24 protein-coding genes and 1 riboswitch are annotated in these 26,116 nt (G+C 43.1%); of the genes, 8 read left to right on the top strand and 16 right to left on the bottom strand.

All coding sequences use genetic code 11. The features are described 5' to 3' along the window. The first annotated feature begins 145 nt into the window (after positions 1 to 145). A riboswitch (FMN riboswitch) is annotated at positions 146 to 295 on the top strand. A gap of 112 nt (positions 296 to 407) precedes the next feature. After that, the gene (locus ACYQ5K_RS07505; protein ID WP_173689437.1) at positions 408 to 1,052 is read left to right on the top strand and encodes an ECF transporter S component; all 645 of its coding nucleotides are present in this window, start codon (positions 408 to 410) and stop codon (positions 1,050 to 1,052) included. Between the two features lie 119 nt (positions 1,053 to 1,171). On the opposite strand, the gene glgD is transcribed toward ACYQ5K_RS07505, so the two are convergent. The 6 genes from glgD to ACYQ5K_RS07475 all read right to left on the bottom strand — a co-directional run bounded on the left by glgD (position 1,172) and on the right by ACYQ5K_RS07475 (position 7,845). After that, positions 1,172 to 2,290 carry a glucose-1-phosphate adenylyltransferase subunit GlgD gene (gene glgD, locus ACYQ5K_RS07500; RefSeq protein WP_173689436.1) on the bottom strand — a complete coding sequence of 373 codons (1,119 nt, stop codon included), beginning with the start codon at positions 2,288 to 2,290 and terminating at the stop codon, positions 1,172 to 1,174. 1 nt (position 2,291) lies between these two features. After that, positions 2,292 to 3,431, bottom strand: a complete 1,140-nt coding sequence (locus tag ACYQ5K_RS07495) for a glucose-1-phosphate adenylyltransferase (RefSeq protein WP_173689435.1) — start codon at positions 3,429 to 3,431, stop codon at positions 2,292 to 2,294. A gap of 217 nt (positions 3,432 to 3,648) precedes the next feature. Continuing rightward, a complete protein-coding gene (locus ACYQ5K_RS07490) occupies positions 3,649 to 4,182 on the bottom strand; it encodes a hypothetical protein (RefSeq protein WP_459777425.1) in 534 nt (177 codons plus the stop codon). Next, positions 4,173 to 4,856, bottom strand: coding sequence for a DnaJ domain-containing protein (locus ACYQ5K_RS07485; RefSeq protein WP_173689433.1), 684 nt, complete (start codon positions 4,854 to 4,856; stop codon positions 4,173 to 4,175). The genes ACYQ5K_RS07490 and ACYQ5K_RS07485 overlap by 10 nt, the downstream gene beginning before the upstream one ends. Next, a complete protein-coding gene (locus ACYQ5K_RS07480; protein ID WP_173689432.1) occupies positions 4,837 to 5,688 on the bottom strand; it encodes a DUF5685 family protein in 852 nt (283 codons plus the stop codon). The genes ACYQ5K_RS07485 and ACYQ5K_RS07480 overlap by 20 nt, the downstream gene beginning before the upstream one ends. 3 nt (positions 5,689 to 5,691) lie before the next feature. Continuing rightward, positions 5,692 to 7,845: a Tex family protein gene (locus ACYQ5K_RS07475; protein WP_173689431.1), complete on the bottom strand. Its 2,154-nt coding sequence runs from the start codon at positions 7,843 to 7,845 to the stop codon at positions 5,692 to 5,694. A gap of 172 nt (positions 7,846 to 8,017) precedes the next feature. Between ACYQ5K_RS07475 and ACYQ5K_RS07470 the strand changes: the two genes are divergently transcribed. Then, positions 8,018 to 8,626 (top strand): TetR/AcrR family transcriptional regulator, encoded by a 609-nt coding sequence (locus tag ACYQ5K_RS07470; protein ID WP_022220003.1) that lies wholly within the window; start codon positions 8,018 to 8,020, stop codon positions 8,624 to 8,626. 126 nt (positions 8,627 to 8,752) lie between these two features. On the opposite strand, the gene ACYQ5K_RS07465 is transcribed toward ACYQ5K_RS07470, so the two are convergent. Continuing rightward, positions 8,753 to 9,784: an aldose epimerase family protein gene (locus ACYQ5K_RS07465; protein ID WP_178024496.1), complete on the bottom strand. Its 1,032-nt coding sequence runs from the start codon at positions 9,782 to 9,784 to the stop codon at positions 8,753 to 8,755. A gap of 325 nt (positions 9,785 to 10,109) precedes the next feature. On the opposite strand from ACYQ5K_RS07465, the gene ACYQ5K_RS07460 reads away from it, so the two are divergent. Continuing rightward, positions 10,110 to 11,942, top strand: a complete 1,833-nt coding sequence (locus ACYQ5K_RS07460) for an NAD(P)-binding protein (RefSeq protein WP_178024494.1) — start codon at positions 10,110 to 10,112, stop codon at positions 11,940 to 11,942. Beyond that, a complete protein-coding gene (locus ACYQ5K_RS07455; protein WP_178024492.1) occupies positions 11,936 to 13,672 on the top strand; it encodes a [FeFe] hydrogenase, group A in 1,737 nt (578 codons plus the stop codon). Before ACYQ5K_RS07460 ends, ACYQ5K_RS07455 begins: the two co-directional genes overlap by 7 nt. A gap of 185 nt (positions 13,673 to 13,857) precedes the next feature. Here ACYQ5K_RS07455 and ACYQ5K_RS07450 read toward each other — a convergent pair whose 3' ends face one another. From ACYQ5K_RS07450 to ACYQ5K_RS07440, 3 genes are read right to left on the bottom strand one after another with little or no spacing between them, the layout of a single operon-like run. After that, positions 13,858 to 14,451, bottom strand: a complete 594-nt coding sequence (locus ACYQ5K_RS07450; protein ID WP_173689427.1) for a cytidylate kinase-like family protein — start codon at positions 14,449 to 14,451, stop codon at positions 13,858 to 13,860. A gap of 17 nt (positions 14,452 to 14,468) precedes the next feature. Further along, the gene (locus ACYQ5K_RS07445; RefSeq protein ID WP_173689426.1) at positions 14,469 to 15,161 is read right to left on the bottom strand and encodes an LrgB family protein; all 693 of its coding nucleotides are present in this window, start codon (positions 15,159 to 15,161) and stop codon (positions 14,469 to 14,471) included. Further along, complete coding sequence (locus ACYQ5K_RS07440) at positions 15,154 to 15,513, bottom strand: CidA/LrgA family protein (protein WP_173689425.1); 360 nt, start codon at positions 15,511 to 15,513, stop codon at positions 15,154 to 15,156. The genes ACYQ5K_RS07445 and ACYQ5K_RS07440 overlap by 8 nt, the downstream gene beginning before the upstream one ends. A 167-nt stretch (positions 15,514 to 15,680) precedes the next feature. Here ACYQ5K_RS07440 and ACYQ5K_RS07435 point away from each other — a divergent pair, with 167 nt between their 5' ends. The 3 genes from ACYQ5K_RS07435 (at position 15,681) to ACYQ5K_RS07425 (ending at position 18,222) form a co-directional block, all read left to right on the top strand. Beyond that, the gene (locus ACYQ5K_RS07435) at positions 15,681 to 16,595 is read left to right on the top strand and encodes a diacylglycerol/lipid kinase family protein (RefSeq protein WP_173689424.1); all 915 of its coding nucleotides are present in this window, start codon (positions 15,681 to 15,683) and stop codon (positions 16,593 to 16,595) included. 17 nt (positions 16,596 to 16,612) lie between these two features. Next, positions 16,613 to 17,434 (top strand): glycerophosphodiester phosphodiesterase family protein, encoded by an 822-nt coding sequence (locus tag ACYQ5K_RS07430; protein ID WP_243259166.1) that lies wholly within the window; start codon positions 16,613 to 16,615, stop codon positions 17,432 to 17,434. Between the two features lie 116 nt (positions 17,435 to 17,550). After that, entirely contained in the window at positions 17,551 to 18,222 is a 672-nt protein-coding gene (locus tag ACYQ5K_RS07425) for a phosphatase PAP2 family protein (protein WP_178024489.1), read from the top strand. A 74-nt stretch (positions 18,223 to 18,296) separates the two neighbouring features. Here ACYQ5K_RS07425 and mutY read toward each other — a convergent pair whose 3' ends face one another. The 6 genes from mutY to pdxA form a co-directional block, all read right to left on the bottom strand. Further along, entirely contained in the window at positions 18,297 to 20,021 is a 1,725-nt protein-coding gene (gene mutY, locus ACYQ5K_RS07420) for an A/G-specific adenine glycosylase (RefSeq protein WP_178024487.1), read from the bottom strand. 1 nt (position 20,022) lies between these two features. Beyond that, a complete protein-coding gene (locus tag ACYQ5K_RS07415; protein WP_459777424.1) occupies positions 20,023 to 20,802 on the bottom strand; it encodes a DeoR/GlpR family DNA-binding transcription regulator in 780 nt (259 codons plus the stop codon). A gap of 20 nt (positions 20,803 to 20,822) precedes the next feature. Next, the gene (locus ACYQ5K_RS07410; RefSeq protein ID WP_459777423.1) at positions 20,823 to 21,326 is read right to left on the bottom strand and encodes a YcxB family protein; all 504 of its coding nucleotides are present in this window, start codon (positions 21,324 to 21,326) and stop codon (positions 20,823 to 20,825) included. A 123-nt stretch (positions 21,327 to 21,449) separates the two neighbouring features. Then, entirely contained in the window at positions 21,450 to 22,487 is a 1,038-nt protein-coding gene (locus ACYQ5K_RS07405; protein WP_459777422.1) for a 2-keto-3-deoxygluconate permease, read from the bottom strand. Positions 22,488 to 22,517: 30 nt separating this feature from the next. Then, positions 22,518 to 23,864, bottom strand: coding sequence for a four-carbon acid sugar kinase family protein (locus tag ACYQ5K_RS07400; RefSeq protein WP_459777421.1), 1,347 nt, complete (start codon positions 23,862 to 23,864; stop codon positions 22,518 to 22,520). Between the two features lie 43 nt (positions 23,865 to 23,907). After that, positions 23,908 to 24,927: a 4-hydroxythreonine-4-phosphate dehydrogenase PdxA gene (gene pdxA / locus ACYQ5K_RS07395; protein WP_173689417.1), complete on the bottom strand. Its 1,020-nt coding sequence runs from the start codon at positions 24,925 to 24,927 to the stop codon at positions 23,908 to 23,910. Between the two features lie 315 nt (positions 24,928 to 25,242). Between pdxA and ACYQ5K_RS07390 the strand changes: the two genes are divergently transcribed. Beyond that, positions 25,243 to 26,025, top strand: a complete 783-nt coding sequence (locus tag ACYQ5K_RS07390; RefSeq protein WP_173689416.1) for a triose-phosphate isomerase — start codon at positions 25,243 to 25,245, stop codon at positions 26,023 to 26,025. Positions 26,026 to 26,116: the final 91 nt, after the last annotated feature.

The raw sequence follows: 26,116 nt of genomic DNA, 5'->3' as shown, positions 1-26,116 counted from the left end.
AAACAAGTCGTTACTGCTCACTCCGGGTTTAGAAAAACCCTGTCTTGTTACTGTTCACAGTACCTGTGGCCAGCCCCCCTGTCTTTTCTTAACTTGTACTTGTATTTTATATACGCCTGCGCTATAATGGGTTCAAATGAACAAGGAAATTCTTCGGGGTAGGGTGACTTCTTATCGATATGGTATAAGCAGAATTCCCAACCGGCGGTTACAGTCCGCGACCTGTCAGATTTCTGACAGCTGATTTGGTGCAATTCCAAAACCGACAGTAAAGTCTGGATGAGAGAAGAAAAAGTGATTTTGCAAGTAATCCCCCGACGTATCACGCCGGGGATTTTTTTGCATAGGCTTTCGAAGATTTTCCTCCTCAATTCATCTGATTATGTCAAGAGAAAAGGAGAGAAAAAATGAGTACAGATGTAATGACAAACCAAAAAACAACAACGAAAGAAAAAAAACGTATCAGTACAAAGGTAATCGCACAGATTGGTGTGCTCGGAGCAATCGCTATGGTTCTGATGTTATTTGATATTCCACTTCCATTTGCACCAACCTTTTACAAAATTGATTTCAGTGAAGTTCCGGTCCTTGTCGGTGCATTTACCATGGGTCCTGTAGCCGGCGCTTTGATCGAACTGGTCAAAATCCTGTTGAACCTCCTCATCAGAGGTACATCAACAGCCGGTGTTGGAGATCTCGGAAACTTCCTGATCGGATGTGCAATGTGTATTCCGGCTTCCCTGATTTATCAGAAGTTACATTCTCGCAAGGGTGCGATCATCGGTATGGTAACGGGAACTGTTTTCATGACAATTGTCGGATGTTTTATCAATGCATACCTTCTGCTTCCGGCATACGCTGCTGCATTCCATATGCCGATCGACGCACTGGTTGCCATGGGAACCGCAGTCAACAGTCATATCAACAGTCTTCTGACTTTTGTTTTACTTTCTGTTGCACCATTTAATCTGTTGAAAGGTTTCCTGGTGTCACTGATTGTATTCCTGATCTACAAAAAGATCAGCCCGATTTTAAAAATGGGACGCGAATAGATTATAATTTTACAAAGCAGCAAAAGGGGTTCGTTATGAGCCTCTTTTTTTATGAAACCAAAAAAACAGAGAGAAGTCTGCCCATGCCGGCATTCTTCTCTCTGTTGAATTTCTTTTGATTATAAAGTATCGTTTCTTCTTACATATCCTGGTTTTTCCGGATCTGCAATCAGTTCCTTTGCATGGACAATCCTTGCACTCTTGTCCACTACCTGCGCTTCAATCCGCGCATCCGCTCCAATTACAACTCCCGGAAGGATAACACTGTCTTTGACAACTGCACCCTTCTTAATTACACATCCACGTCCGATTACCGAATTTTCAACAGTACCCTCGATCAGGCATCCATTGGAAATTACAGAACTCTTAACACTTGCTCCTTCATAATACTTTGTTGGGCATGAATCATTTGTTCTTGTGTAAATCGGCCAGTTCTTATCAAACAAAGTCACCGCATTCTTCATATCGATCAGTGATAAGTTTGCATTATAGTAGCTCTTGAAATCTGTGATAGATGCAAAGAATCCCCGATGTGACACTCCACGTACATCCAGTTCACTGCAGGCCATATTCACAATATCATTAAGCGTGAACATGGAAGAAATCTTTCTTCCCTTTTTAACCAGTTCCATAAACAGATCTTTGCGCATTACATAAGTATCCATGAAAATATTACGGTTTTTCGCGTTACCATGGTTCGGTTCTAATGAAAGAACACCTTTCTGCTTGTTCAGATTAAGTGTTGAACAGTTCAGATAGTATTCTTTTGCATTATCCACACTGTGATATAACAGGGTAATATCTGCACCGGATTCAATATGTGTCTTAAGTAATTCATCATAATTCTGTGTATAAATCATATAACTTGGTGCAATAACTACATATGGGTATTTTACAGCTTCAATGCACTCCATATTTTCTTCGTACGCAGCCAGGTCATTATTATATACACTCCATTCTGCATTTTCAAAGTTTGAATACAGAATATGAAGACGTCCACTCTTTGAATTGATATTGTAATGACGTCCTGTTCCAAGGTGTTCTGTAAGAGAACGCGGTTTTCTTCTTACATAAACCTGAATATGTTCGATTTCACTGTTGCTCATATTAGAGATTGGGAAATCGATAACTCTGTATCTTCCAAGGAATGAAACAGCACCAACCGGACGGTAATTCTGCATCTCTCCTACCCGGATATTGTTGCCGGCAAAACTTACGATTCCAAATGCCTGTGCCATATTACTCATCCCCCTTAACACGTTTTGATACTAACTCAATATGTTCACTGTCTGCTGATCCAACAACTGCATTTTTACCAATCTTTACGCCATCAGCCACAAGCGCTCTTGTTACAACTGCACCTTCTTCTACTTCAACGCCCGGCATCAGTACACTGTCAATAATCTGTGCACCTTCACCGACTCTTGCGCCTGTAAACAGTACGGAATTTTTGACTTTTCCATTGATCACACAACCCTGGTTGATAAATGCTCTTTCAATCTCTGCTGTCGGACCAACATACTGCGGAAGCACAGTTGTATCCTCTGTGTAAATCTTCCATGAATCATCATTCAGATCAAGTTCATTTTTATTGTTGATCAGATCCATATTTGCTTCCCACAGGGAATCAATTGTTCCGACATCTTTCCAGTATCCTTTGAACTTGTATGCGTAGAGCTTTCTTCCATCATTCAGCATAGTCGGAATGATATCTTTTCCGAAATCATGATTGGAATCCTGATTTTTCATATCTGCAAGGAGCATCTTTCTTAAAAGCTTCCAGTTGAATATGTAAATACCCATGGATGCCAGATTGCTCTTTGGATTCTCCGGTTTCTCTTCAAACTCTACAATTCTTCCCTCATCGTCCGTATTCATAATACCGAAACGGCTTGCTTCCTTCATTGGAACCTCAATGACCGCGATTGTTGCATCTGCTCCAGTCTCTTTATGATAATCAAGCATCTTATCATAATTCATCTTATAAATATGGTCACCGGAAAGAATCAGTACATATTCTGGTGCAAACATGTCCACAAAATCAATGTTCTGTGAAATTGCATCTGCTGTTCCTCTGTATACATCCAGGTCCGCATCCGCTTTTTCACGCGGTGGAAGTACATAGACTCCGCTGTTCTGGGCATCTAACCCCCATCTGCGGCCTGCCGCTACATAACTGTTAAGTAAAATAGACTCATACTGTGTCAGGACTCCTACATTATCAATTCCGCTGTTGGCACAGTTGCTGAGTGGAAAATCAATGATTCTGTATTTCCCACCATATGAAACCGCAGGTTTGGCTACTTTATTTGTAAGCTCGTGAAGACGACTTCCTCGTCCGCCTGCCAAGATCATAGCAAGCATATTATTCTGCTTCATAAGTGAATCCTCTCTTTCCTATTTGTCCTGTCTTATATTATACAATTTTTCTGTTAAATTTTCCACTTTTTTGTGCAAAAAATACATAAAAATTTATATTATCATTATGATGTATTCGAGGATTGTGGGAATTGCCTAGCAATAGAGCAATCCGGTTACATCAGTGAGTGGCAAAATTTACTTTCGACACTCACATCATTATTATACTATATATGCTTTAAAACCCGAATTTATGTCTATTTTCTTTCCAGATTTTCCCTATTGCATATTCATACGTCTTATCAAAGACAATAAGTATAAATTGTCCGAGTACAACAGACATAAGCATTATTCCTTTTGCAGCCTTTTTTTCAGATAACATACTCCAGAAATATATTAACCCCGGAATATAAAGTACATTAAATACCAGATATTTCATAAACCAGAAAAAGCTACGGCTTCTGATCCATCCGGAAGCTCTTCCAAGAAAATGCCATATTGTTTCTATAATTAGAATATAAAATCCCATAAATGCATAGGAAACCACATATAATTTATTCGGAGACAGAAAGATTCCCAGCAAAATTCCTGCCAGCAAAAAGCCTGCCCCGCTTTTCAATCCAAATTCCTGAATTACAATCCCGACAAAGAAGGATGCCGCCGCCAGTAAAAAAAGGGTATTCGTTTCGATCACACTGCCAAGCGCAATCCCCACTTCTGTCAGTGCAAGCATAACACCTGCAAATGCAATCTTTTTTGCATTTAGATGCATGGACACAGATCCCCTCCCATACATTCACATAATGAATCTGCGATCCACAGATCACAGCACATATTTCCAGTTCCACACGGAGAGGAATTACGATTGCCATATCCCTGACCAAACGGATTACTATTATATCTCTGTGCTCCCCAGTTCAGCTGGTTCATCAGCTCTCTGTACTGCGGGTTATTCGGCTCCATATTCACTGCCTGCGCAGCATAATCCCTTGCCAGCACATTGTTGCCGACGCCGGCGTTGGCCATGGAACTTGCATAATACCACTGTGCTGTCCGGTCATTCATACGGTTCAACACATTGATCGCGTCCTGATATCTGCGGTTATTGATAAAATTGAATGCCGCCTGCATCTCCGGATTCATATTATTGTACTGCTGGTATCTGCCATTTCCATAAGATTGATTACCATAGGAATTATTACCATAAGAATAGTTCCCTGAACCCGCGCCGTATCCGTAATTATACCCTCCATTCGTCCGCTCTTTCATAATTTCATCATAAGCTTCCTGTACTTCTTTGAACTTTTCTTCAGCAAGATCCCGAAGCGGATTATCCACATTGGCATCCGGATGATATTTCCGGCTCAGTTCTCTGTACGCCTTTTTTATCTCCTCTTCCGATGCATTTGGCGATACGCCAAGCACCTCATAAGGATTCTTTGTCATCTTCCTTTTCCTCGCTTTTCTTTTCTTGTATCTTTCTGTAATGTTTCCATACGCCATCATACAGGATATTCCGCAGGATATCCACGTCCAGTACACATGGCAGAATTTCAAAATTTCTTGCGCATTCGCCGATCATCATGCACAGAATGTCTCTGCATCTTTCTTCATATCCGGCTTCTTCATGCATCTTTTTTAATGGATTATAAGTCCCTTTTTCCAGATCCTTATCCAGATCTTCGTAAGCATCCATAATGTAAATATATTTGCCCAGATAGAAACCGATCCCTCGAAGCTGCTGTTCCCAGCAGTCTTCTTTATATACCATCATCTCTTCCATCAGCCGGCCAAAGCAGCCTGCCGGATAGTCAACTTCCTGTATACCCTGAATTTCATATTCCGAAAGCTTTGCCATTTCTTCTCTGATCACCCGACTCTGCCTTGGATATTTCCGAATTGCTTTTTTTACTTTTCGCTTCAAAGCCATACTCCCGAAAAGCCCTGCTACTTTCTTCTCATCCTTCCAGTCATCTTCCAGATGATAATACGCCATGATCAGATTCATATCAGCCGCATACTCTGTGATTTCATTTTCCAGCATTGGCTGTGGCTTTAACGGATGCGTCTTACAGCGATGTCTTTCCGCCTTTGTTTCACTTTCATATAAAGAAGTAAGTAAAATGATCACAAATGTCATATCATAGGCAAGCGTAAGCTGTCCTGCGCTGCCATACTGTCTCTTCAGCGACTGGCAAAGGCCACAGTAATACGCTTTATATTTATGATAATCTTTTACTTTTAATTCCGGCTCATTCGCCGTCACATATCCGAACATGTATTACTGAATTCCTCTCATTGTAAGCTGGATCCGCTTCTTCTGCAAATCAACGCTCATTACCTTTACATCTACAATATCTCCTACGCTGACTGCTTCCAGTGGATGCTTGATAAAACGGTCCGTGATCTGGGAAATGTGCACCAATCCGTCCTGATGCACTCCAATATCGACAAATACACCAAAGTCAATGACATTTCGCACGGTTCCTTTCAGAATCATCCCTTCCTTCAGATCCTTCATATCAAGGACATCCGTTCTGAGAATTGGTTTCGGCATCTCATCTCGCGGATCACGCGCCGGTTTTTCCAGCTCTTTGACAATATCCCGAAGGGTAATCTCTCCTACTCCAAGTTCCTCAGCGAGCTTTTTGTAATCTTTGATGGTAAGAGACAGACCTGCAAGCTTGCCGCCTGCAATATCTTCCGGCTCGAAGCCCTGCTTTTCAAGAAGCTTTCCTGCCGCCTCGTAAGACTCCGGATGTACACTGGTTCCGTCAAGTGGATTGGTTCCGCCCTGGATTCTCATAAACCCGGCACACTGCTCAAATGCTTTTGGTCCAAGTTTTGGTACTTTGAGAAGTTCTTTTCTATTCTCAAATTTTCCATTTTCTTCCCTGTAGGCAACAATATTTTTCGCAAGGGTTCCGGAAATACCGGAAATATAAGAAAGCAGCGGAGCCGATGCAGTATTTAAGTCCACACCGACTTTATTTACACAATCTTCTACCACACCGCCAAGTGCTTCTCCTAATTTTTTCTGGTTCATATCATGCTGATACTGCCCGACACCGATCGACTGCGGATTGATCTTTACCAGTTCGGCAAGCGGATCCTGAAGACGTCTTGCGATGGATGTCGCGCTTCTCTGCCCGACATCGAATTTTGGAAATTCTTCTGTAGCAAGTTTACTTGCTGAGTACACAGATGCTCCCGCTTCATTTACGATCACATACTGCACTTTTTCCGGAATCTCTTTTAACAGTTCTACAATAAACTGTTCTGATTCTCTGGATGCTGTTCCATTTCCCAGGGAAATCAAAGAGATGTGATACTTTGGAATAATCTTTTTCAGCAGATCTTTTGCCGCCTGGATCTTCTTCGGAGTCGTAGGCGCTGTCGGATAAATTACAGTCGTGCCGATTACTTTTCCGGTCGAATCTACCACAGCAAGCTTGCATCCGGTACGGAATGCAGGATCCCATCCAAGCACAACCTGTCCGACAATCGGCGGCTGCATCAGAAGCTGCTCCAGATTCTTTCCAAACACAAGGATCGCACCATCTTCTGCTTTTTCCGTCAGTTCGTTTCTGAGTTCGCGCTCGATTGCCGGTGCAATCAGCCTCTGATAGCTGTCGGCCACAACCTCTTTCAAAACCGGTGTTGTGTATGGATTATCCTTGCGGATCACTTTCTTTTCCAGATAACGGAGAATTTCCTCTTCCGGTGCTTCAATCTTAACACTCAGGAATTTTTCTTTTTCTCCACGGTTGAGTGCCAGTACACGGTGTCCGGCTACTTTGCTGACCGCTTCTGTAAAATCATAATACATCTCGTATACAGATTCTGCTTTTTCATCTTTTGCAGCAGAAACCAACGTACCCTTTTTGAAAGTCAGATCGCGGATCCTCTTTCTGTAATCTGCCTCATCTGAAATATTTTCTGCAAGAATATCTTTCGCACCGTCAATCGCTTCCTGTACGTTTTTCACGCCCTTTTCTTCAGAAACATATTTTTCTGCCTCTTTTTCCAGGGGCTCCTTACTATTCTGAAGAGAAATCAGAACCGCCAGAGGTTCCAGACCTTTTTCTTTTGCAATTGTCGCACGGGTCCGGCGCTTTGGTCTGTACGGACGGTAAAGATCGTCCACCAGAACCTGCGTCTCTGCTGCCAGGATCTGTGCTTTCAGCTCAGATGTTAACTTGCCCTGCTCTTCAATACTTGCAAGAACCTGTTCTTTTTTCTCTTCCAGATTCCGCAGATAGGTTAGTCGTTCATATAATTTACGAAGCTGTTCATCATCCAGTGTGCCGTGTGCTTCTTTTCTGTAACGCGCAATAAACGGAATGGTGTTTCCTTCATCAATCAGCTTTACAGCCGCATCTACCTGCCACTTTTTTACGCCCAGTTCTTCTGTTATTTTCTGGTTAATATCCATTGATATCCAATCCTCTCTTTTTGTTCGCTATGGATTTAATGATACCATGTCATCTCTTATTTTTCAATTCCCGTTAAAATTACAGAGTTCGCTCGGTTTTCTTGTCTTTTTCTATTAAATATGCTATACTATAGCTAATCTGACTGAAAAGTTTTAAGAAAGGATTAACCAAATGTCAAGCGATATTGAAAAAGAGCCTCTGTCCAGACAACAGAAAAAATCAAAAGAAACCAAAGCACGTATCTTTCATGCAGCCAAGACAATTCTGCAGAAGCAGGGATATGATCAGCTTTCCATAAAAAATATCTGTGATGAAGCAGGCGTTTCCAACGGCAGTTTCTATCACCATTTCAAAACCAAAGATGATCTTCTGTCTTATTACATCGAAGAACAGCCAAGCATCAATCCGGATCTTCTGGATACGCCGGAAGATGCAGATGAGGCAAAGATCGGTATCATCCACGTCTATCTGAATTATGCACAGTACTGCCGGGAGCTGGGTGTGGAATTCATGTCCAACTACTACACACCACGCAACCAGGCACTGAACCCGACGATCCGCACCGAGCGTCCGTACCCGATCCTTACTGTAGAAAATTATCTTCGTAAAGCGATCGATGCCGGCATCATTGCGCCAAAGATTTCCCTGGATGAAATCTGCACTGATATCCGTATGCTGGTTATCGGAAATGTATTTGAATGGTGTCTGCATAACGGAGAGACGGATTTTGAAGGTAATATCCGCCGTTCGATCGGGCATTATCTGGATGGCATTTTCTGATTCCACAGATATACCACAGCGTAAAATGAATTTTTCATATTCCTCAGCTGAATTTTTACAGCACATATTTTCAAAAAAGGTGCCATGGATTTTTATGTCCGTGGCACCTTTTCGGCTTATCTGTTGTTATACAAACTTGTACATCGTTGTTGTTTCGTAAGTTTCACCCTTCTTGCATACCGGTCCGGCAAAATTCTCTTTGTGGATTGCATCCGGGAAGAACTGTGTCTCGAAGCAGGCTGCCTGGCGTTTGTGGTAATGCGCCCCGCCTTTTCCTTTGGCATCAACAATAAAGTTGCCTGTATAAAGCTGCATTCCCGGAAGGTCTGTATAAACTTCCATAGTGATTCCGCTCTCTTCCGAGGACATCTCTGCCACTTTCGCAAATTCTCCTTTATTGTTCAGAACCCAGTTATGATCATATCCTTTCCCGAAATTCAGTGCTTCATAATCTGTCTCGATTTCTTTGCCAATTGCTTTCTTTGTTCGGAAATCCATCGGTGTTCCTTCTACCGGTGTGATCTCGCCTGTCGGAATAGACTCGGCATCGGCTCTGGTAAATGCATCTGCATCAATCCATACTTCCTGATCCAGTACATCTCCTGATGCATGTCCATCCATATTGAAATAACTGTGGTTTGTCATATTGATAATTGTATCTGCATCCGGCACTGCGTGATAAGCAATCTTCACTGCATTATCTTCTGTCAGAGTATATGTTACCTCAATATGTACAGCTCCCGGATATCCCTGATCACCATCCGGGCTGTCCAGTTCAAATGTGATATGATCATCTGCGTTTTCTTTTACCTTCCACATTCTCTGATTATAAAAATCCATTCCGCTGTGGAGGTTATTGCCATTATCATTCTTTTCAAGCTGATAGGTCACTCCGTTCAGTTCAAAGGATGCTCCTCCGATACGGTTTGCACTTCTCCCGACAATTGCGCCGAAGAACAGATCTCCTTCTTCATATCCTGCTGCCTCATCATATCCAAGCACAACATCACACGGCTTGCCTTCTTTGTCCGGTACGATCACCTGTACCAGCGTTGCACCGTAATCGGATACTGCAATCTCCATTCCGTTTTTATTTGTGAGCGTATATAATTTTGTCTCGTCACCTTTAACTGTTGCACCAAAATCTGTTACTTTCATTTCTCCTGTTCCGCCCTTTCTGTTAATTGTGCCTGAAAAACAGACATCTCTTTTACAGGTGTTATTGTAACATATTTTTTTTATTTTTTGCACCCTTTATCGTTGTTCTGCCTTTTTGTGCATATTGCTGATATTTTTTATCATTTTGTGACAAAATTAACTTATTTGTCTATTTATTAACTTTGCTTGCAAGATTGTACTAAAATGCATACAATATCATTATAAGTGTGTCCATAGAGTTAATCTATAGTATTCAGATGTTTTCCCTATATTTTTCTTCATCTGTCCTGTAGATTAGCAAAAAAAGTTAAAGGAGAAAAAAGCTATGAGTAGACTTGAAATCACTGCACCGGACAAAGCCCAGCTGGTTATCGAAGGGCTCTACAAAGATCTGGAGCGAAGAATCGAATCCAGTCCTCCGGGACTGTGTCCTGTTGACATGACTCGTGCTTTCCTGGAGATGTGTCATACACATACCTGTGGAAAATGTGTGCCGTGCCGTGTTGGTCTGTGGCAGCTGAAAAATCTGCTGACCGACGTTATGAACGGAGACGCAACTATGGAAACATTAGACCTGCTGGAAGAACTCTCTGTATCAATCATGGAAGGAGCTGACTGTGCGATCGGGTATGAAGCAGCTCACATGGTTTACAAGAGTCTGATTGGATGTCGTGAAGATTATGAAGAACATGTGCGCCAGGGAAGATGTACCTGCCAGTACGCACAGCCTGTTCCTTGTGTATCTCTGTGCCCGGCACATGTAGATATTCCGGGATATATCGCTCTTGTCGGAGAAGGACGTTACGCAGATGCGATCCGCCTGATCCGTAAGGACAATCCATTCCCGACCACCTGTGGTTTTATCTGCGAACATCCTTGTGAGGCACGCTGCCGTCGTAACATCGTAGACGATGCAGTCAATATCCGCGGTCTTAAGAGAATGGCTGCCGATTATGCCGGAAAAGTTCCACCGCCGCCATGCGCTCCATCTACCGGAAAGCGTATTGCCGTTGTTGGTGGTGGCCCTGGTGGATTAAGTGCAGCTTACTATCTGCAGCTGATGGGACACCAGACAACCGTATTTGAGATGCTGCCTGAGCTTGGCGGTATGCTCCGCTATGGTATCCCGAACTACCGTCTGCCGAAAGACCGTCTGAACGATGATATCAATGCCATCCTTGAGACCGGTGTCAAAGTTGAATTTGGCAAACGGATTGGAAAAGATATGACAATCCAGAGCCTGCGTGAAGAATACGACGCAGTCCTTATTACAATCGGTGCAAGTACCGACAAGAAACTTGGTATCGAAGGTGAACACTCAGAAGGTGTCCTTTCTGCTGTTCAGTTCCTTCGTGATGTAGGAAAGAACCAGAACCCGGATCTTACCGGACAGGAAGTAGCCGTTATCGGTGGCGGTAACGTATCTATGGATGCTGTCCGTACCGCAAAACGTCTGGGTGCTAAAAAAGTCAGCATCGTTTACCGTCGCCGCGTGGCAGATATGACTGCCCTTCCGGCAGAGATTGAAGGTGCTGTTGCAGAAGGAATCGAAGTACAGACTCTGATGGCTCCTTCCCGCATCGAAACAGATGAAAACGGTCACGTAAAAGGAATCTACGTTACACCACAGATGATCAGTAAGATCAAAGACGGTCGTGCAAGTGTACGTCCGACAGGTGCTCCTGACGTATTCATTCCATGCCAGACACTGATCGTTGCGATCGGACAGGATATTGAATACCAGCACTTTGAAGAAGCCGGTGTTCCTGTACAGAGAGGTAAGATCTTAACCGAAAAATACGGCGGATTCGATAACATTCCGGGTGTATTTGCCGGTGGAGACTGTGCTTCCGGTCCTGCATCCGTAATCAAAGCTATTGCTGCTGCAAAAGTAGTAGCTGCTAACATAGACGAATACCTGGGATATCACCACATTATCAGCTGTGACGTTGAGATTCCTGAAGCGCGTCTTGATGACCGCCCGCCGTGCGGAAGAGTAAACATGACCGAGCGTGAAGCCTGCGAACGTGTCTGTGACTTTAACGGTGTAGAAAACTGCATGTCCGAGGCAGAAGCGAAACAGGAAGCCAGCAGATGTCTGCGTTGCGACCACTTCGGCTACGGCATTTTCAAAGGAGGTCGTGAAACATTATGGTAAATCTTACAATTGATAATATAAACGTATCTGTCCCGGAAGGTACTACCATCATGGATGCTGCCAAAATGGCGGATATCCCGATTCCAAAGCTCTGCTATCTGAAAGATATCAACGAGATCGCAGCCTGTCGTGTCTGCGTTGTTGAACTTGAGGGAATGGAACGACTGGTAACTTCCTGCAACAACGTAGTAAAAGAAGGTATGGTAATCCATACAAACAGCCCAAAGGTTCGTACAGCCAGAAGACAGACTGTACAGCTGATCCTTTCCCAGCACGACTGCAAATGTGCTACCTGTGTCAGAAGCGGTAACTGTACTCTGCAGAGTCTTGCCAATGACCTGAACATCATCGAAGTACCATTTAAGCAGCGTCTGGAAGAATTCCCTTGGGATAAAGAATTTCCGCTGATCAGAGACTCACAGAAATGCATCAAGTGTATGCGCTGTATCCAGGTCTGTGACAAGATCCAGGATTTACATATCTGGGATGTAACAAGTACTGGTTCCCGTACTACCATTAATGTAACCGGCAACCATAAGATCTCCGAAGTTTCCTGTTCTCTGTGCGGTCAGTGTATTACCCACTGCCCGGTCGGCGCTCTGCGCGAACGTGATGATACAGAGAAAGTATGGGATGCAATCGCTGATGACAAGAAAGTTGTTGTTGCACAGGTTGCTCCTGCTGTACGTGCTGCATGGGGTGAAGCTCTTGGTCTTTCCCGTGAAGAAGCAACTGTCGGCAAGATCATGGATGCTCTGAAGAAAATGGGTGTTGACTATGTATTCGATACCTCCTTCACAGCAGACCTTACTATTATGGAAGAAGGAAATGAATTCCTGCAGAGATTTACAAAAGGCGAATTAAATCTTCGTCCGATGTTTACCTCCTGCTGCCCTGGATGGGTGCGCTTCCTTAAATCACAGTACCCACATCTGGTGCCACAGCTTTCAACAGCCAAGTCACCACAGCAGATGTTCGGTTCTGTCATGAAGAGTTATTTTGCAGAATCTATCGGTGTGAAACCGGAAAATATGTTTACTGTATCTATCATGCCATGTGTAGCCAAAAAAGGTGAAAGCAACATGGAACTGTTCTATGGTGAATATGCCGGACACGAGACAGATATTGTACTTACAACCCGTGAACTTACCCGCATGATCCGTTCTGCACATATTGATCCTGCTTCTTTGGTTGATCGTGAATGCGATCCTCTGATGAAAGAATGGACCGGTGCCGGTGTTATCTTCGGAACAACAGGTGGTGTTATGGAAGCAGCACTTCGTTCTGCTCACTACCTTGTAACCGGACGTAACCCTGATCCGGATGCATTCAAGATTGTCCGCAATCCTGGTGGACAGCCGGGTGTTGTAGAAGCCGAGATCCAGCTTGGAGATGCTACTGTTCGTGCTGCTGTTGTCAGCGGACTCGGAAACACACGTAAACTGATCGAAGCAATCGAACATGGCGAAGTACATTATGATTTTGTAGAAGTCATGGCCTGCCCTGGCGGATGCGTCGGCGGTGGTGGTCAGCCAATCCATGACGGAGAAGAACTTGCACGGACACGTGGTGAAAATCTTTATTTCCTTGATAAGAATGCACCACTTCGCTTCTCACATGAGAACCCGGATGTACTCCGTCTGTATCGTGATTTCTTTGAGAAACCGCTTTCTCACAAGTCACATATGTTGCTTCACACGGATCATAACGCATGGGAGATGCCTAGATAAATCAAATTTTGCCCTCTAAAAGATTGTAACGAATATATAAATAATTTATAGAAACCGAGTATTCTATAAACTAAGATATAGAAATTGAGCCCTTCTATATCTCTAAAATCCAGAAATGGGAAATGACCTGCCATGTCATTTCCCATTTTTGAATTCAACAAAATAGTATATTCTTTTTATTCCCTCTAAGCTCTGTCAGATTCTTCTGCCATCTTCTTATAATACAGAATCAGATCTGCCGCCTGATCATAGGACAACTCTGTAGTGCTGACCGAAAGATCATAATTCTTCGACATTCCCCATTCCTGTCCGGTATAATCCTTACGAAAAGCGCTTCTTTTCTCATCCACATCCTGGATCTTACGTTTCGCTTTCATTCTGCTTGTAATATGATCACGCTCTTTCACGCGTTCAATTCGTGTTTCCATATCTGCATGGACAAATACACTAAAAGCTTCTTCTCGGTTTCTCATCAGATAACCTGCGCACCTTCCCATAATAATACATGGTCCTTCTTCCACAAGCTCTTCAATCAGCTTAAATGGATATGGTGTCTTCTTCGGTTCTGCAAAATTCATTGCGATTGAATAAAGAAGGCTGTCCACCGGCTGTTCATCCAGATACTCCTGCATTTCGTTCTCATATCCGCGCACCTTTGCAATTTCAAACAGCTTCTCTTTATCGTAAAACGCATAACCGGTACGCTTTGCCAGCAATTCACCGATTTCATGTCCGCCACTTCCATATTCCCGTCCGATACAGATAATTGTTTTCTCCATATTCTGCACACTCCTCTCTAATACAGGTGATAGAAAATCGATGCACCTACAACCGTCATCAATCCGGCCACCGCAATAGAGAGACTGCTCATTGCTCCTTCAATCTCTCCGATTTCCATTGCCTTTGCCGTTCCCATAGCATGGGAAGCTGTTCCGATTGCCAGTCCTTTTGCAATCGGATGTTCAATTTTGCAGAGCTTACAGATTCCCTCTGCAAACATATTTCCAATAATCCCGGTAATTACGATCGCAGCAACTGTAATCGTCACAATTCCACCAAGCTCTTCCGAGATTCCCATACCGATCGCTGTGGTAATTGATTTTGGAAGAAGCGTTACATAGAACTGCTTTTTCAGGTGGAACAACATAGAAAATACCCATACACCGGCAAGGCTGGCAAATACACCTGTTGTAATTCCTGCAATGATCGCTTTCAGATTCTTCTTAAGAAGATTCATCTGCTGATAAAGCGGAATTGCAAGACAGACTGTAGACGGTGTCAGAAGGTAGCTCAGTACATTCGCTCCCTTATCATAAGTATCATAATCAATTCCAGTCACTTTTAGTACGATAATTACAAAAATAATCGAAACAAGAAGTGGATTGAAGATACCAATTTTTAACTTTTTACGCAGAAAAATTCCGGCCTCATATCCAAAAAGACTGATCGCCATACAAAAAAAGGTCGATCCATGCAGCATATTACTCATCCTTCTTCTCCTCTTTCTTCAGTACAAACTGAGCGGTTCTTCCACTCACGCCCATAACCAGCACTGTTGTCACTACAATCGTAACGATGATCGGAACAAGAACCGGTTTTAAGTCTCCCCATGATACCATCAGCCCTACTCCTGCAGGGATAAAAAGCATCGGCATGATTTCAATCAGAAATCCACCGGCTTCATCAACTGCTTTCAAGGGAATTACTTTTGTCTGCAAACCTGCCAGTAAGATCAGCAAGCCATAAATACTTGCAGGAACCGGTAGTGGAAGGATTGCATGCAAAAGCTCTCCTGCAAAAGAAATCAATATGATAATCAAAAATTGTCTTATAAATTTCACAGCATTACCTCCATTCATTTTATGTCCATTTTTTAACACATGTACCAGAATAGCACTTTTAACACTCTGCCTCAATAAATTTTTGCATTTTTATTGTTTTTTTGACAATATCCTCTCATTCCGATGCTAGAATGAAACTAAATTTACAAAAGTGAAGGGATGACTTTATGTATCATTTTATAGCCAATCCTAACGCCCGCTCGGGGCAGGGACTTGCACTATGGGAAAAGATTAAATTAAAGCTGATAGCAGAACATATAGATTACCAGATCCATTTTACACATCACCGGCATCACGCAACGGAGATTGCCGCCGAGCTTACCGCCTCCGGGGATCCGGTTACGATCGTTGTACTTGGTGGTGATGGAAGTGTGGATGAAGTAATCTGTGGTCTGCAGAATTTAAGCCAGGTTACCCTCGGTTACATTCCGATCGGCTCTGGCAATGATTTTGGCAGGGGACTTGCCCTTCCATCCGATACCATGAAAGCTCTGGATCTGGTGCTGCATTCTGACCAGACGCGCAAGATCAATCTTGGTGTACTGCACTATCATGACAAGGTTCACCGTTTTGCCGTCAGTTCCGGAATCGGATACGATGCAGCAATCTGCCATCAGCTTTGTATTTCCAGGGTTAAAGTCTTTTTTAACCGGCTCGGTCTAGGCAAACTTGCCTACGCAGCCTGCTCACTCTACCGTCTGCGCCGCTGTCAGCCAGATGAGATGGAAATCCTTCTGGACGATACCAAAAGACTTCATTTTAAACGGGTTTTCTTTGCCTCTGCATTTAATCTTCCTTATGAAGGTGGTGGATGCAAATTCTGCCCGGATGCCAAACCGGATGATGATCTGCTGGACTTTATTGTGATTGCAGATGTTCCCAAAATTATTGCTCTGGCAATTCTGCCGACTGTGTTTTCCGGAAAGCATACCCGACTTCCAGGCGTACATATTTTCCGCTGTAAAAAAGCAGAAGTACACTCAAAAGTAGCACTTCCGGTACATTCTGACGGCGAACCGATTTATCTCCAGAAGGATGTTTCGTTCTCTCTCGAACCTGAGACACTGAAAATTATTACATAAAAGAAGGGGACTTTTCTATGCTGTTGTTTTGGATTCTTTTAACTGTTGTTGTATGTTTTTTCTTATATTTATATATGATCATGCCGAATACTTCCCGCCGAAGCAAAATCCTTCCTTATCTCGAGCGGGATTATGCCCATCGCGGACTACATGATTCTTCCCGGCTGATTCCCGAAAATTCTATGCCGGCATTTCGTGAGGCAGTAAAACAAAATCTTGCCATCGAACTTGATATCCATCTCACCCGTGATGGAAAAGTAGTCGTATTCCATGACGAGTCTTTAAAGCGGATCTGCAATGCCGAAGGGACAGTTGAAGATTCCACGTTTGATACGCTACAGCACCTGCATCTTTCCGGAACTTCGGAGCATATGCCACTTTTTTCAGATGTTCTTCGCTATGTCAATGGGCGGGTTCCTCTTCTGATTGAACTGAAGCTTCCGGACAGCAATATGAAGCTCTGTCCTGCCGCATGGGATATTTTAAAGGATTATAAAGGACCTTATATGATCCAGTCCTTCAACTCCCTTGGAATCCGATGGTTTCACAAGCATGCGCCTCAGGTTCTTCGTGGACAGCTTTCTTCTGCCCTGACTCGCACAAATCCGGAAAATCCTTTTCTGGCGCGCTTTTGTGTACAGTTTCTGCTGACCAACCTGATCTGTCGTCCGGACTTTATTTCTTATAAACTTGCAGATACCGGCAATCCTTCCGTCTGGCTGAACCACTATCTGTACCGTATTCCGATGGCAGTCTGGACACTCCGCAATCAAAAAGCTTATAAAACTGCACGGAATAAATATGATATGTATATCTTTGAAGGTTTCTCCGTAAAATAGAGAATAGAAAAAAATATGAATGTTTTATGAAGTCTGTTGTCGAGAAAAATTTTTAATGTTATACTACCTCTAGTAACAAGGAAGAAACATCTTCACCCGAAGGAGCTGATCTTATCATGAGTCATATTTCAAAAAAATTAAAGACACTGATGCATACATACAGCCATGCGTGGGTATTACTATATGCTTTTATTTATTTTCCATGGTTTACTTATCTGGAACGCCATGTGACCGACAATTATTTTGTAATCCATTCGGTATTCGATGACTACATCCCGTTCTGTGAATATTTCATCATTCCGTACCTGCTGTGGTTTGCTTATATTGCAGTCACACTGGGATATTTGTTCTTTAATGATAAACAGGGATTTTACAAAGCCTCCGCGATCATGTTCAGCGGTATGACCATTTTTCTGATCATCTGCACGGTATTTCCGAACGGACTGAACCTGAGACCGGAAGTATTTACGCGTGATAACTTCTGTATCGAGCTGGTTAAACGGATCTATCAGACGGATACACCTACGAATGTGCTTCCAAGTCTTCATGTATACAACTCTATTTGTTGTTACATCGCAATTTCCCATTGCGAGAAGCTTCAGCATTCCAGACTGATCCAGAAAGGATCTCTTGTTTTAAGTATCCTGATCATTCTGTCAACCATGTTCCTGAAGCAACATTCCGTAGTGGATGTAGTTGCTGCATGTGTGATGGCATATTTCATGTACTCACTAATTTATGCACAGGAAGGCGCAAAGTCACCACGACTTGCACGTCAGGTGATTTAAACACTTATAATTGTTTTGTTTGTTCCAAAGAAAGGACATCGCATTTCGCAAAATCGAAAAGCAATGTCCTTCTTTTATTTCACCTTCCATGCGCTAAACGCCGATGGCATGGAATATTCCTTTTGTATTTCTTCCGGATGTGCAAAGATCATCTCTTCTTTGCAGTTCTTCTCCAGTTCATCCACGATCACCTCATACGCAGTCATATGCCATTCGATATGACTGAAAATATGCTTCGCATTCCGCAGCTTTTTCACACGGACCGGTGCAAGCCCGATAGATTTGCTGTAAGCGGTTACTTCGTCCATCGTAAGCTTTCCGTCCAGATTCGGGAACTCATACATGCCTGCAAGCAGTCCCTTATCCGGTCGTTTCCGGATTGCCACATGATCACCATCCTTAAAAATCAAAACGGTTCTCTCCTCAATCTTTCGCGCTTTTGCCTTTTTCTTCACCGGCAGTTCATTCTGGATTCCCAGCCTTTTCGCCTCACAGATTCCCGTAAGAGGACAGATTTCACACTTTGCCTCCCCATTCGGCACACAGACAATCGCGCCAAGTTCGATCAGCCCCTGGTTAAAATCCGATGCTGCATCTTCCGGGATCACCGGCTCAATCGCATTTTCTATCTTTGTCCTGACGGACGCTTTCATAATATCCGCATCGCTCGCCAGCAGTCTTGATACCACCCGGAGAACATTTCCGTCCACTGCCGGTTTTGGAATTCCATAGGCAAAAGAAGAAATTGCCCCTGCCGTATAATTTCCAATTCCCGGAAGCGCCTTGATCTCCTCATAATTTTCCGGAAATTTTCCTGCGTATTCTTCCTCGATCTTCTGCGCTGCTTTTTGCATATTGCGTACCCGGTTATAATATCCAAGCCCTTCCCAGAGCTTTAAAAGCTTATCCTCCGGTGCCTCAGCAAGATTTTTTACCGTTGGAAGCTCTGTCATGAAACGCTCAAAAAATGGCTTTACTGCTTCCACTCTCGTCTGCTGCAGCATAATTTCAGACACCCATACCCGATAGGCATTCACATGATGTCTCCACGGCAGATCCCGTTTCCGCTCTCTGTACCATTCCACAAGCAGCTCCGGTGCTTCATAGAGCTGTGGATTGTTAAGTACTACCGGAACTTCGTCCGCAATTGCAATGGAATCCTCCGTCACAAAACAGTCCTTTGCGATCACCTGAACTCCGTTTTCCGCTGCTTCTGCAAGAACATCTGCAAATTCTTTGTGAGTCCGTCTGTTTGGTGTAAAATAACGTACTCCTTTCATCTGGACCACAAAGAATACATAAGCCTCGTACCCATCCTGCACCGCTGCTTCCAGCTCTTTTAAATGCTTCACTGCCCGCTCGCTCGGTGCATCCGGAAACTTTACCACGCCTTCTTCTTCCAGCGTAACCCCTTTCACTTCTATAAACGCTTTTTTCTCTTCATATTCCACATACAGATCAAACCTGGAATTCTTATAGGTAACTTCCGGTCTGACAACCTTCACGTCCTTGAACCATCTCCCGGCTTCAATCCATTCCTGCACCACTTTGTTCGTCACCTGGGAATCCATATTGATCAGCCGGTCAGCCTTTCTGACACCGATCAGGTCCCAGCCTGTTTTACGCCCTGCACTTTCAGACTTCTGGACAAACACCTCTGCTCCCGGAACCAGAAGTTCCGCGCACCTCCCTGTGTTCTTCACATGGACCGTTTCTTCTTTTCCATTTATTTCTATTTTTGCTGTAAATCGATTAGGGCGCTTTAAAAAGCGCCCCTTTTGTATTCTCTCATATATCATATTATTGCTCCCGGTTTCCGGCTACCACAAGTGGAATCTGTTCATGCTCCGCTTTTCTGATATACTCTTTGCTGATCTGCGAATCCGTAATGATCTTGTATACATCCTTAACCGGACAGATCACGGACACATACCCTCCTCCGAATTTGCTGCTGTCAGCAAGAACAAACACCTGCTGGGACGCTTCGAGTATCGCTCTTTTCACCTGCATCTGTGGTGTTGCGATGGATGTCAGTCCCACATCAAAATTGATACTGTGTACTCCGATAAATCCTTTGTCTACATGAAATTTTTCCATATTCTCAATGGCGGCATCTCCCATCGTCGCTGCCAGATGACCGCCCACATGACCGCCGATCATATACAGTTCTACATGTCTTACTGCTGCAAGTTCATTTCCTACCAGGAGCGAATTCGTCACAACCGCAAGCCTCTTTTCCGGATGTTCTTTGATATGTATTGCCAGATAGAAACTGCTGGATGCATCATCAATAATGATGGTATCCCTGTCTTCTATATACTCATATGCACACGCTGCAATCTCTCTTTTTCTCTCGGTATTCCGGTAAATACTTTCTGCCGCATATTTGCGTTTTACCTTATTCTCCAGACTGACTGCTCCTCCATGTGTACGCTGCAGAAGTCCCTGCTGGTCCATATTCTTGATATCATTACGGATCGTCACTTCTGAACAGTTCAGCTCACGGCTCAAATCCGCAACTCTTACTTTTCCATTTTCTGTTACTTTCTGTAATATATGATTCCGTCTTTCCTGTAACATTTTCCCCTCCACATAACAGACTATCTCAGATGTACTCTGGCCGGTCCGAGTTTTTTTGTTGCCAATGTCAAAATCGGTACAAACTTGTCCCCAAAATCCGGTTTTGGTACAATCAATGCCTTTTCTGTCTCATAATAAAATCCAATTGTCTTTGGTGTTGTAACTACCTTCTGGATCTGTTCCCATTCATAAGTCTCTTTTTTATCAGCAAACTCTACCTGAATACCTTCATCATTGAAAGTCATTTCATTCGGAACGTGATAACGTTCAATTCCTTTTACCTGCTTTTTAGAACGATATTTCAGAAGCAATGGTGTATACGCAATAAACACAACCGCTGCCACCAAATAAAAAATAATCTGCACGGGTTTTATCTTTCCCATAACCAGCATGATAATTCCCATAAAAGCAATCGCTGCTCCCAGAATATTTGTCAGAAAACCTGCCAGTTTTGAATAGGTATGATATAACGTAAAGTCAAACAGATATGTATCTGTCATCCAGACTGTAATCTTCTCTTCCATAAACACTTTCCTTTCTTTAATAGTTTTCACCCTTTCGTTCGATAACTATCCTCTATAAAACAAAAGTCCTCTTGTATTGTAACACACAAGAGGACTTCATTCCATAAACAAATTATAACATTTTTATTCTTCCGGTGCAGCTTCACCTGTAACTTTGTAGTGAGCCCATCCTTCCGGTGAGTAAATACCTTTCTGTTTCTTCTGCATCATCTTATCAAAGAACGCTGTTATGAAAGGAATCAGGAACAGTGTGATAATAGAAGCTGTTGCACACTGTGCTGTTGCCATATCTACATACTGAGCCATTGTCGGATCTGCTTCACCAACCGCAGCCGGTGTCATGGCAGAGTTCAAAGCTGTTGTACCAATTGCAGCACCCATTGCGTTTCTCTCTTTCTTCGGAAGGAAGATATTGATCACGAAGAAGAAGATTACAGATGTTGCAGCGGAGATAAGTCCAAGTACGATACCTGATGCTCCGGCTTTGAGGATTGTAGATACATCTGTCTTTGCTCCGATAGAGATTGTCATGAAGAATGTTACGATCGGCTGTGCTGTTGCGCAGGCTTTCTTGAATCCTTCGTCTAAGTTACCCCAGATGAAACCAATCAGGATCGGAACGATTGTTGCTACTAATGATTTAAATGGAATGGATGCAAGTCCTGTTGCTCCAAGAGCTACCAGTGTAAAGAACGGTCCGTCGTTCAGTGCAAGGATTGAAACAGCACCTGTATCTGTTGCATTACCAAACTGTGATGAAAGTGAAATATAAAGTGAACTGTTAGAGTTCGTAATTGCAGCGATCATAACAAATGGTGTGATTCCAAGGAATCCTGTAGGTCCGCAAACCCATCCTACGATAAGTCCTAAAAGGACACCAAGTAAGAATTTGACACCAGTCATTACAACACCTTTGTAAAGAGGCATACCAACCTGACGTACGTTGATCGATGCACCACAGACGATCAGGAAGAATCCCATCATACATGCATTTCCATCATAGAAAAGGGCTGTTACATAACCACCGATCTGATATACCTGTGGTACAAATGTTGCAAGTAATACTGCGATTACAAGCGGGATGATAACCAGACCACCCGGCAGGTTCTTCATTTTGTTCAGAAGATCAAGATCTTTCTGTTTTTTTACTTCATTTTCCATTCTCTCTTCCTCCACTTCTCTTTTGTGAAATTATTTTCTTGCCGCTTCGTTAAACAATCTCGTCACGATATCGCATGCCGTATTGTCATTACCGGTAAGACCACCTTTTCCAACTACCGGAAGACCACTGTACGGGCTGCCAATCAGACGACCAATGTCTGTCTGCGGAATTACATAGTCCAGAACCTCTATACACTCTACACCAAGCTGGTAGCATACATTTACCATGGTGTCCCCTCCGGTTGTATAAAGACCTGCTACTTTATCTTTTCCGACAATTTCCAGAACCTGCTGGATAATCGTCCCAAGACCTGCGTTAATACGGTTTGCACTCATTCCGCCTGCGTAATGGCGCTTTGCATCTTCTTCATCAAGATTGAGAAGTTCTCCGTGCAATGCTGTTTCAAAAAGAATCGCTCTCGGCGGAACCGGTTTCTTCAGAAGTTCAACCGCTCTATTTACTGCTCTATAAGCCTCGTCAAGCGCAGCCTCTCCTCCATCGATCAGAGGAATCGGCTCTACGCTGATACGCACATGACGTTCGTCCTGACAGAGGATTTCCATCTGCTTTTTCGTAACAGGAGTTGCACTTCCGGCAGCGATCAGTACTGTCTTTCCTGTCTCATCTCCCTGCGGTGGAAGGTTCGGCTCTTCAACTCCAATGATATCTCTGTAATAAGCGAGTTTTGATGTGAACGGTCCCGGATCTACAGATACCACATCCCAGTTCAGTGAAATACATGCCTGTGCAATATTTTCCACATCTTCCAGTGTGATTGCATCTACTACGATTACCTGGCATCCGTCTGCACGTTCTTTTGCAAGTGCTTCTTTGATGGCTTCATCGCCCGCAAGCACTTTATCAAGTGTTACAAGTCCGACTTTTCTTCTGGTCTGTCCTTCCAGAAGACGTGGTATGTAGTTTTCTTTTACAGGTGTTCTTACATCCTGTGCAACCGGTGTATTGATCAGTGCCACTCCATCGATCACAGAATATCCGCCTACCAGAATTCTTCTGGACTGTGGCATAGCAGGTACTACAACCGCTACCGTATCCTCACTGAGCTGGTCGAGCATCGCGTCAATTTCAACACCGATGCCGCCTCGCATTGTCGTATCAATACGTTTCTGAAAATATTTTGCGCCCATACTCTTTAAGGCGATGGTTGCGTCTTTTACTTTATCATAAGCTTCATTCGCTGGAAGCGGACGGCTGTTGCTGCTGATGATGATCGCATCCAGTTCGTCAACACCCTCTGCTTTCATTGCTGCTTCTACGTTAAAGAATACTGCTGTTCTGGCCTTGCTTCTTGCAAGCAATACCCCCGTAGTGGTTGCTCCGGTAAGGTCATCTGCAACGGATCCAATAAGTGGCATGACTGATTCCTCGCTTTCTAAATTCCTCTCCTAATGACTTGTCTTATGCATTTTTTGCATGCTGTTTTGCTGCGTATTCTGCTACTACCTTTGTAGATTCGATCAGGCTGACGCAACCTGCGATTCCTTTTCCTGCAATATCAAATGCTGTTCCGTGGTCTACCGAACTTCTGATGAATGGGAGACCGAATGTAAGTGTTACAGACTTTTCAAAGTCAAGTGTTTTACAAGCGATATGTCCCTGATCATGGTACAGAGAAAGGATTGCATCGTATTTTCCTGATTTACCAATGTGGAATACAGAGTCTGCCGGGCATGGTCCAACAGCATTGATTCCTCTTTCCTGAGCTGCTTTAACAGCCGGTCCGATGTCTGTGATTTCTTCTGTTCCGAATAATCCATTGTCTCCGTTGTGCGGGTTCAGACCTGCTACAGCGATCAGTGGATTTTCGATTCCGACTTTACGAAGTTCTTTATCGATGTTGATTACATCTTCAAGAATTACATCCTTTGTTGCATAGTGACATGCATCAACCAGTGACATATGACGGCTTACAAAGAATACTCTCAGTTTGTGGCATGAGAACATGGTCAGTGCATATGGTGAATGTGTCTGGTTCTGATAGATTTCTGTATGTCCAGGTTCTTTGATGCCGATCAGTTTGATTGCTCCTTTGTGGATCGGTGCTGTAGAAACTGCATCTACCTTCTTAGCCATTCCAAGTTCGATGGATTTCATGATCCAGTCAATTGCCATCTGTCCTGCAAGTGCCTGAACTTCGCCCCATTTGATAGAGTCTGTATCATAATCACCTGTCTCAAGTACATCTACTGTACCGAATTCATATTTTGCTTCTGAAGGATCTTCGATCTTATTATATTTTAATTCTTTTCCAAGTACTTTTGCTGCTCTGTCAAGAATAGCAATGCTTCCGATTACGAATGGTTTGCAGCATTCATGGATTCCTTCATCAAGCATAGTTCCTACTACGATCTCAGGTCCGATTCCTGCAGGATCTCCCATTGTGATAGCTGTTACTGGTTTAAAAATTGTTTCGCTCATTTTCGTTCTTCCTTTCGTTTTGTTTTATTTTAATTTGTTTTTCCTTTTGTTTTATGTTTTTATTTTATATTGTTTTCATCGTTTTCGCAACAGTTTTTTACCTTTTCGTAAGATTTTATATTTTTCGCACCACATTTTTATACATTTTCACCATATTATTTCGTTAATATTTTCGTTTTCTTTCGTTTTTTCGTTTGTTTAATATTTAACGTATCTTTTCGTGATTTTACTTTCGTTTCTGCCATTGTTTTTTCCTTATCCGCGTAGTATAATTTTCTCAGAATCTAATATTGATAAAATCTTAAGGAGGACACTATGCAGAAGAAACTTTATTTTGGAAGCAATCTGAAAATGTACAAAAATATTCAGGATACCGTTGCTTACCTGCAGAAGCTTGTAGAAAATACGAAGGATATCAGCCGTGATGAGATTGAACTTTTCATCATCCCTTCTTACACAACACTGGAAAGCGCTACGAAAAATGTAGATCGAGACTATGTACTTCTCGGCGCCCAGAATATGTGCTGGGAGGATCAGGGACAATTTACCGGAGAGATTTCCCCTCTTATGTTAAAAGAACTCGGACTTGATCTGGTTATGATCGGACATTCCGAAAGACGTCATGTATTCGGTGAAACAGATGTAGAAGAAAACAAAAAAGTAAAAGCAGCATTAAACCATGGCTTCACTACTTTATTATGTATCGGCGAGACCGCAGAAGAAAAAGATTTCGGAATCAGTGCAGAAGTACTCCGCACACAACTTAAAGTCGGATTCCATGATGTTCCCGTTTCTCAGGTGGGCAAGATCTGGGTTGCCTACGAACCGGTATGGTCTATTGGTGTAAACGGAACTCCGGCAACAGCTGACTATGCTGAAGAGATGCACAAAGTCATCAAAGGATGCCTCCGTGAAATTTTCGGCGAAGAAGCAGACAAGATTCCTGTATTATACGGTGGAAGCGTAAATCCGGGCAATGCAAATGAACTGATCGTTCAGCCATCCATCGATGGACTCTTTACAGGACGTGCTGCATGGGATGCAGATAAATTCGACAAGCTGATACGTGACGCTAAGGCAACCTACGAAGCACAGTAACCTGACTTCTCCAGTACAAAGCAAAATATGCCTTTTCGATTCACTGAAAATACATATTCCCATTAAATTCAAAAGGGGATGTGAAAAAACT

The sequence above is a fragment of the Allocoprococcus similis genome (assembly GCF_054660775.1).
The sequence above is the reverse complement of the archived record's forward strand: the minus strand, read 5'-3'. Positions and strand labels throughout refer to the sequence as shown.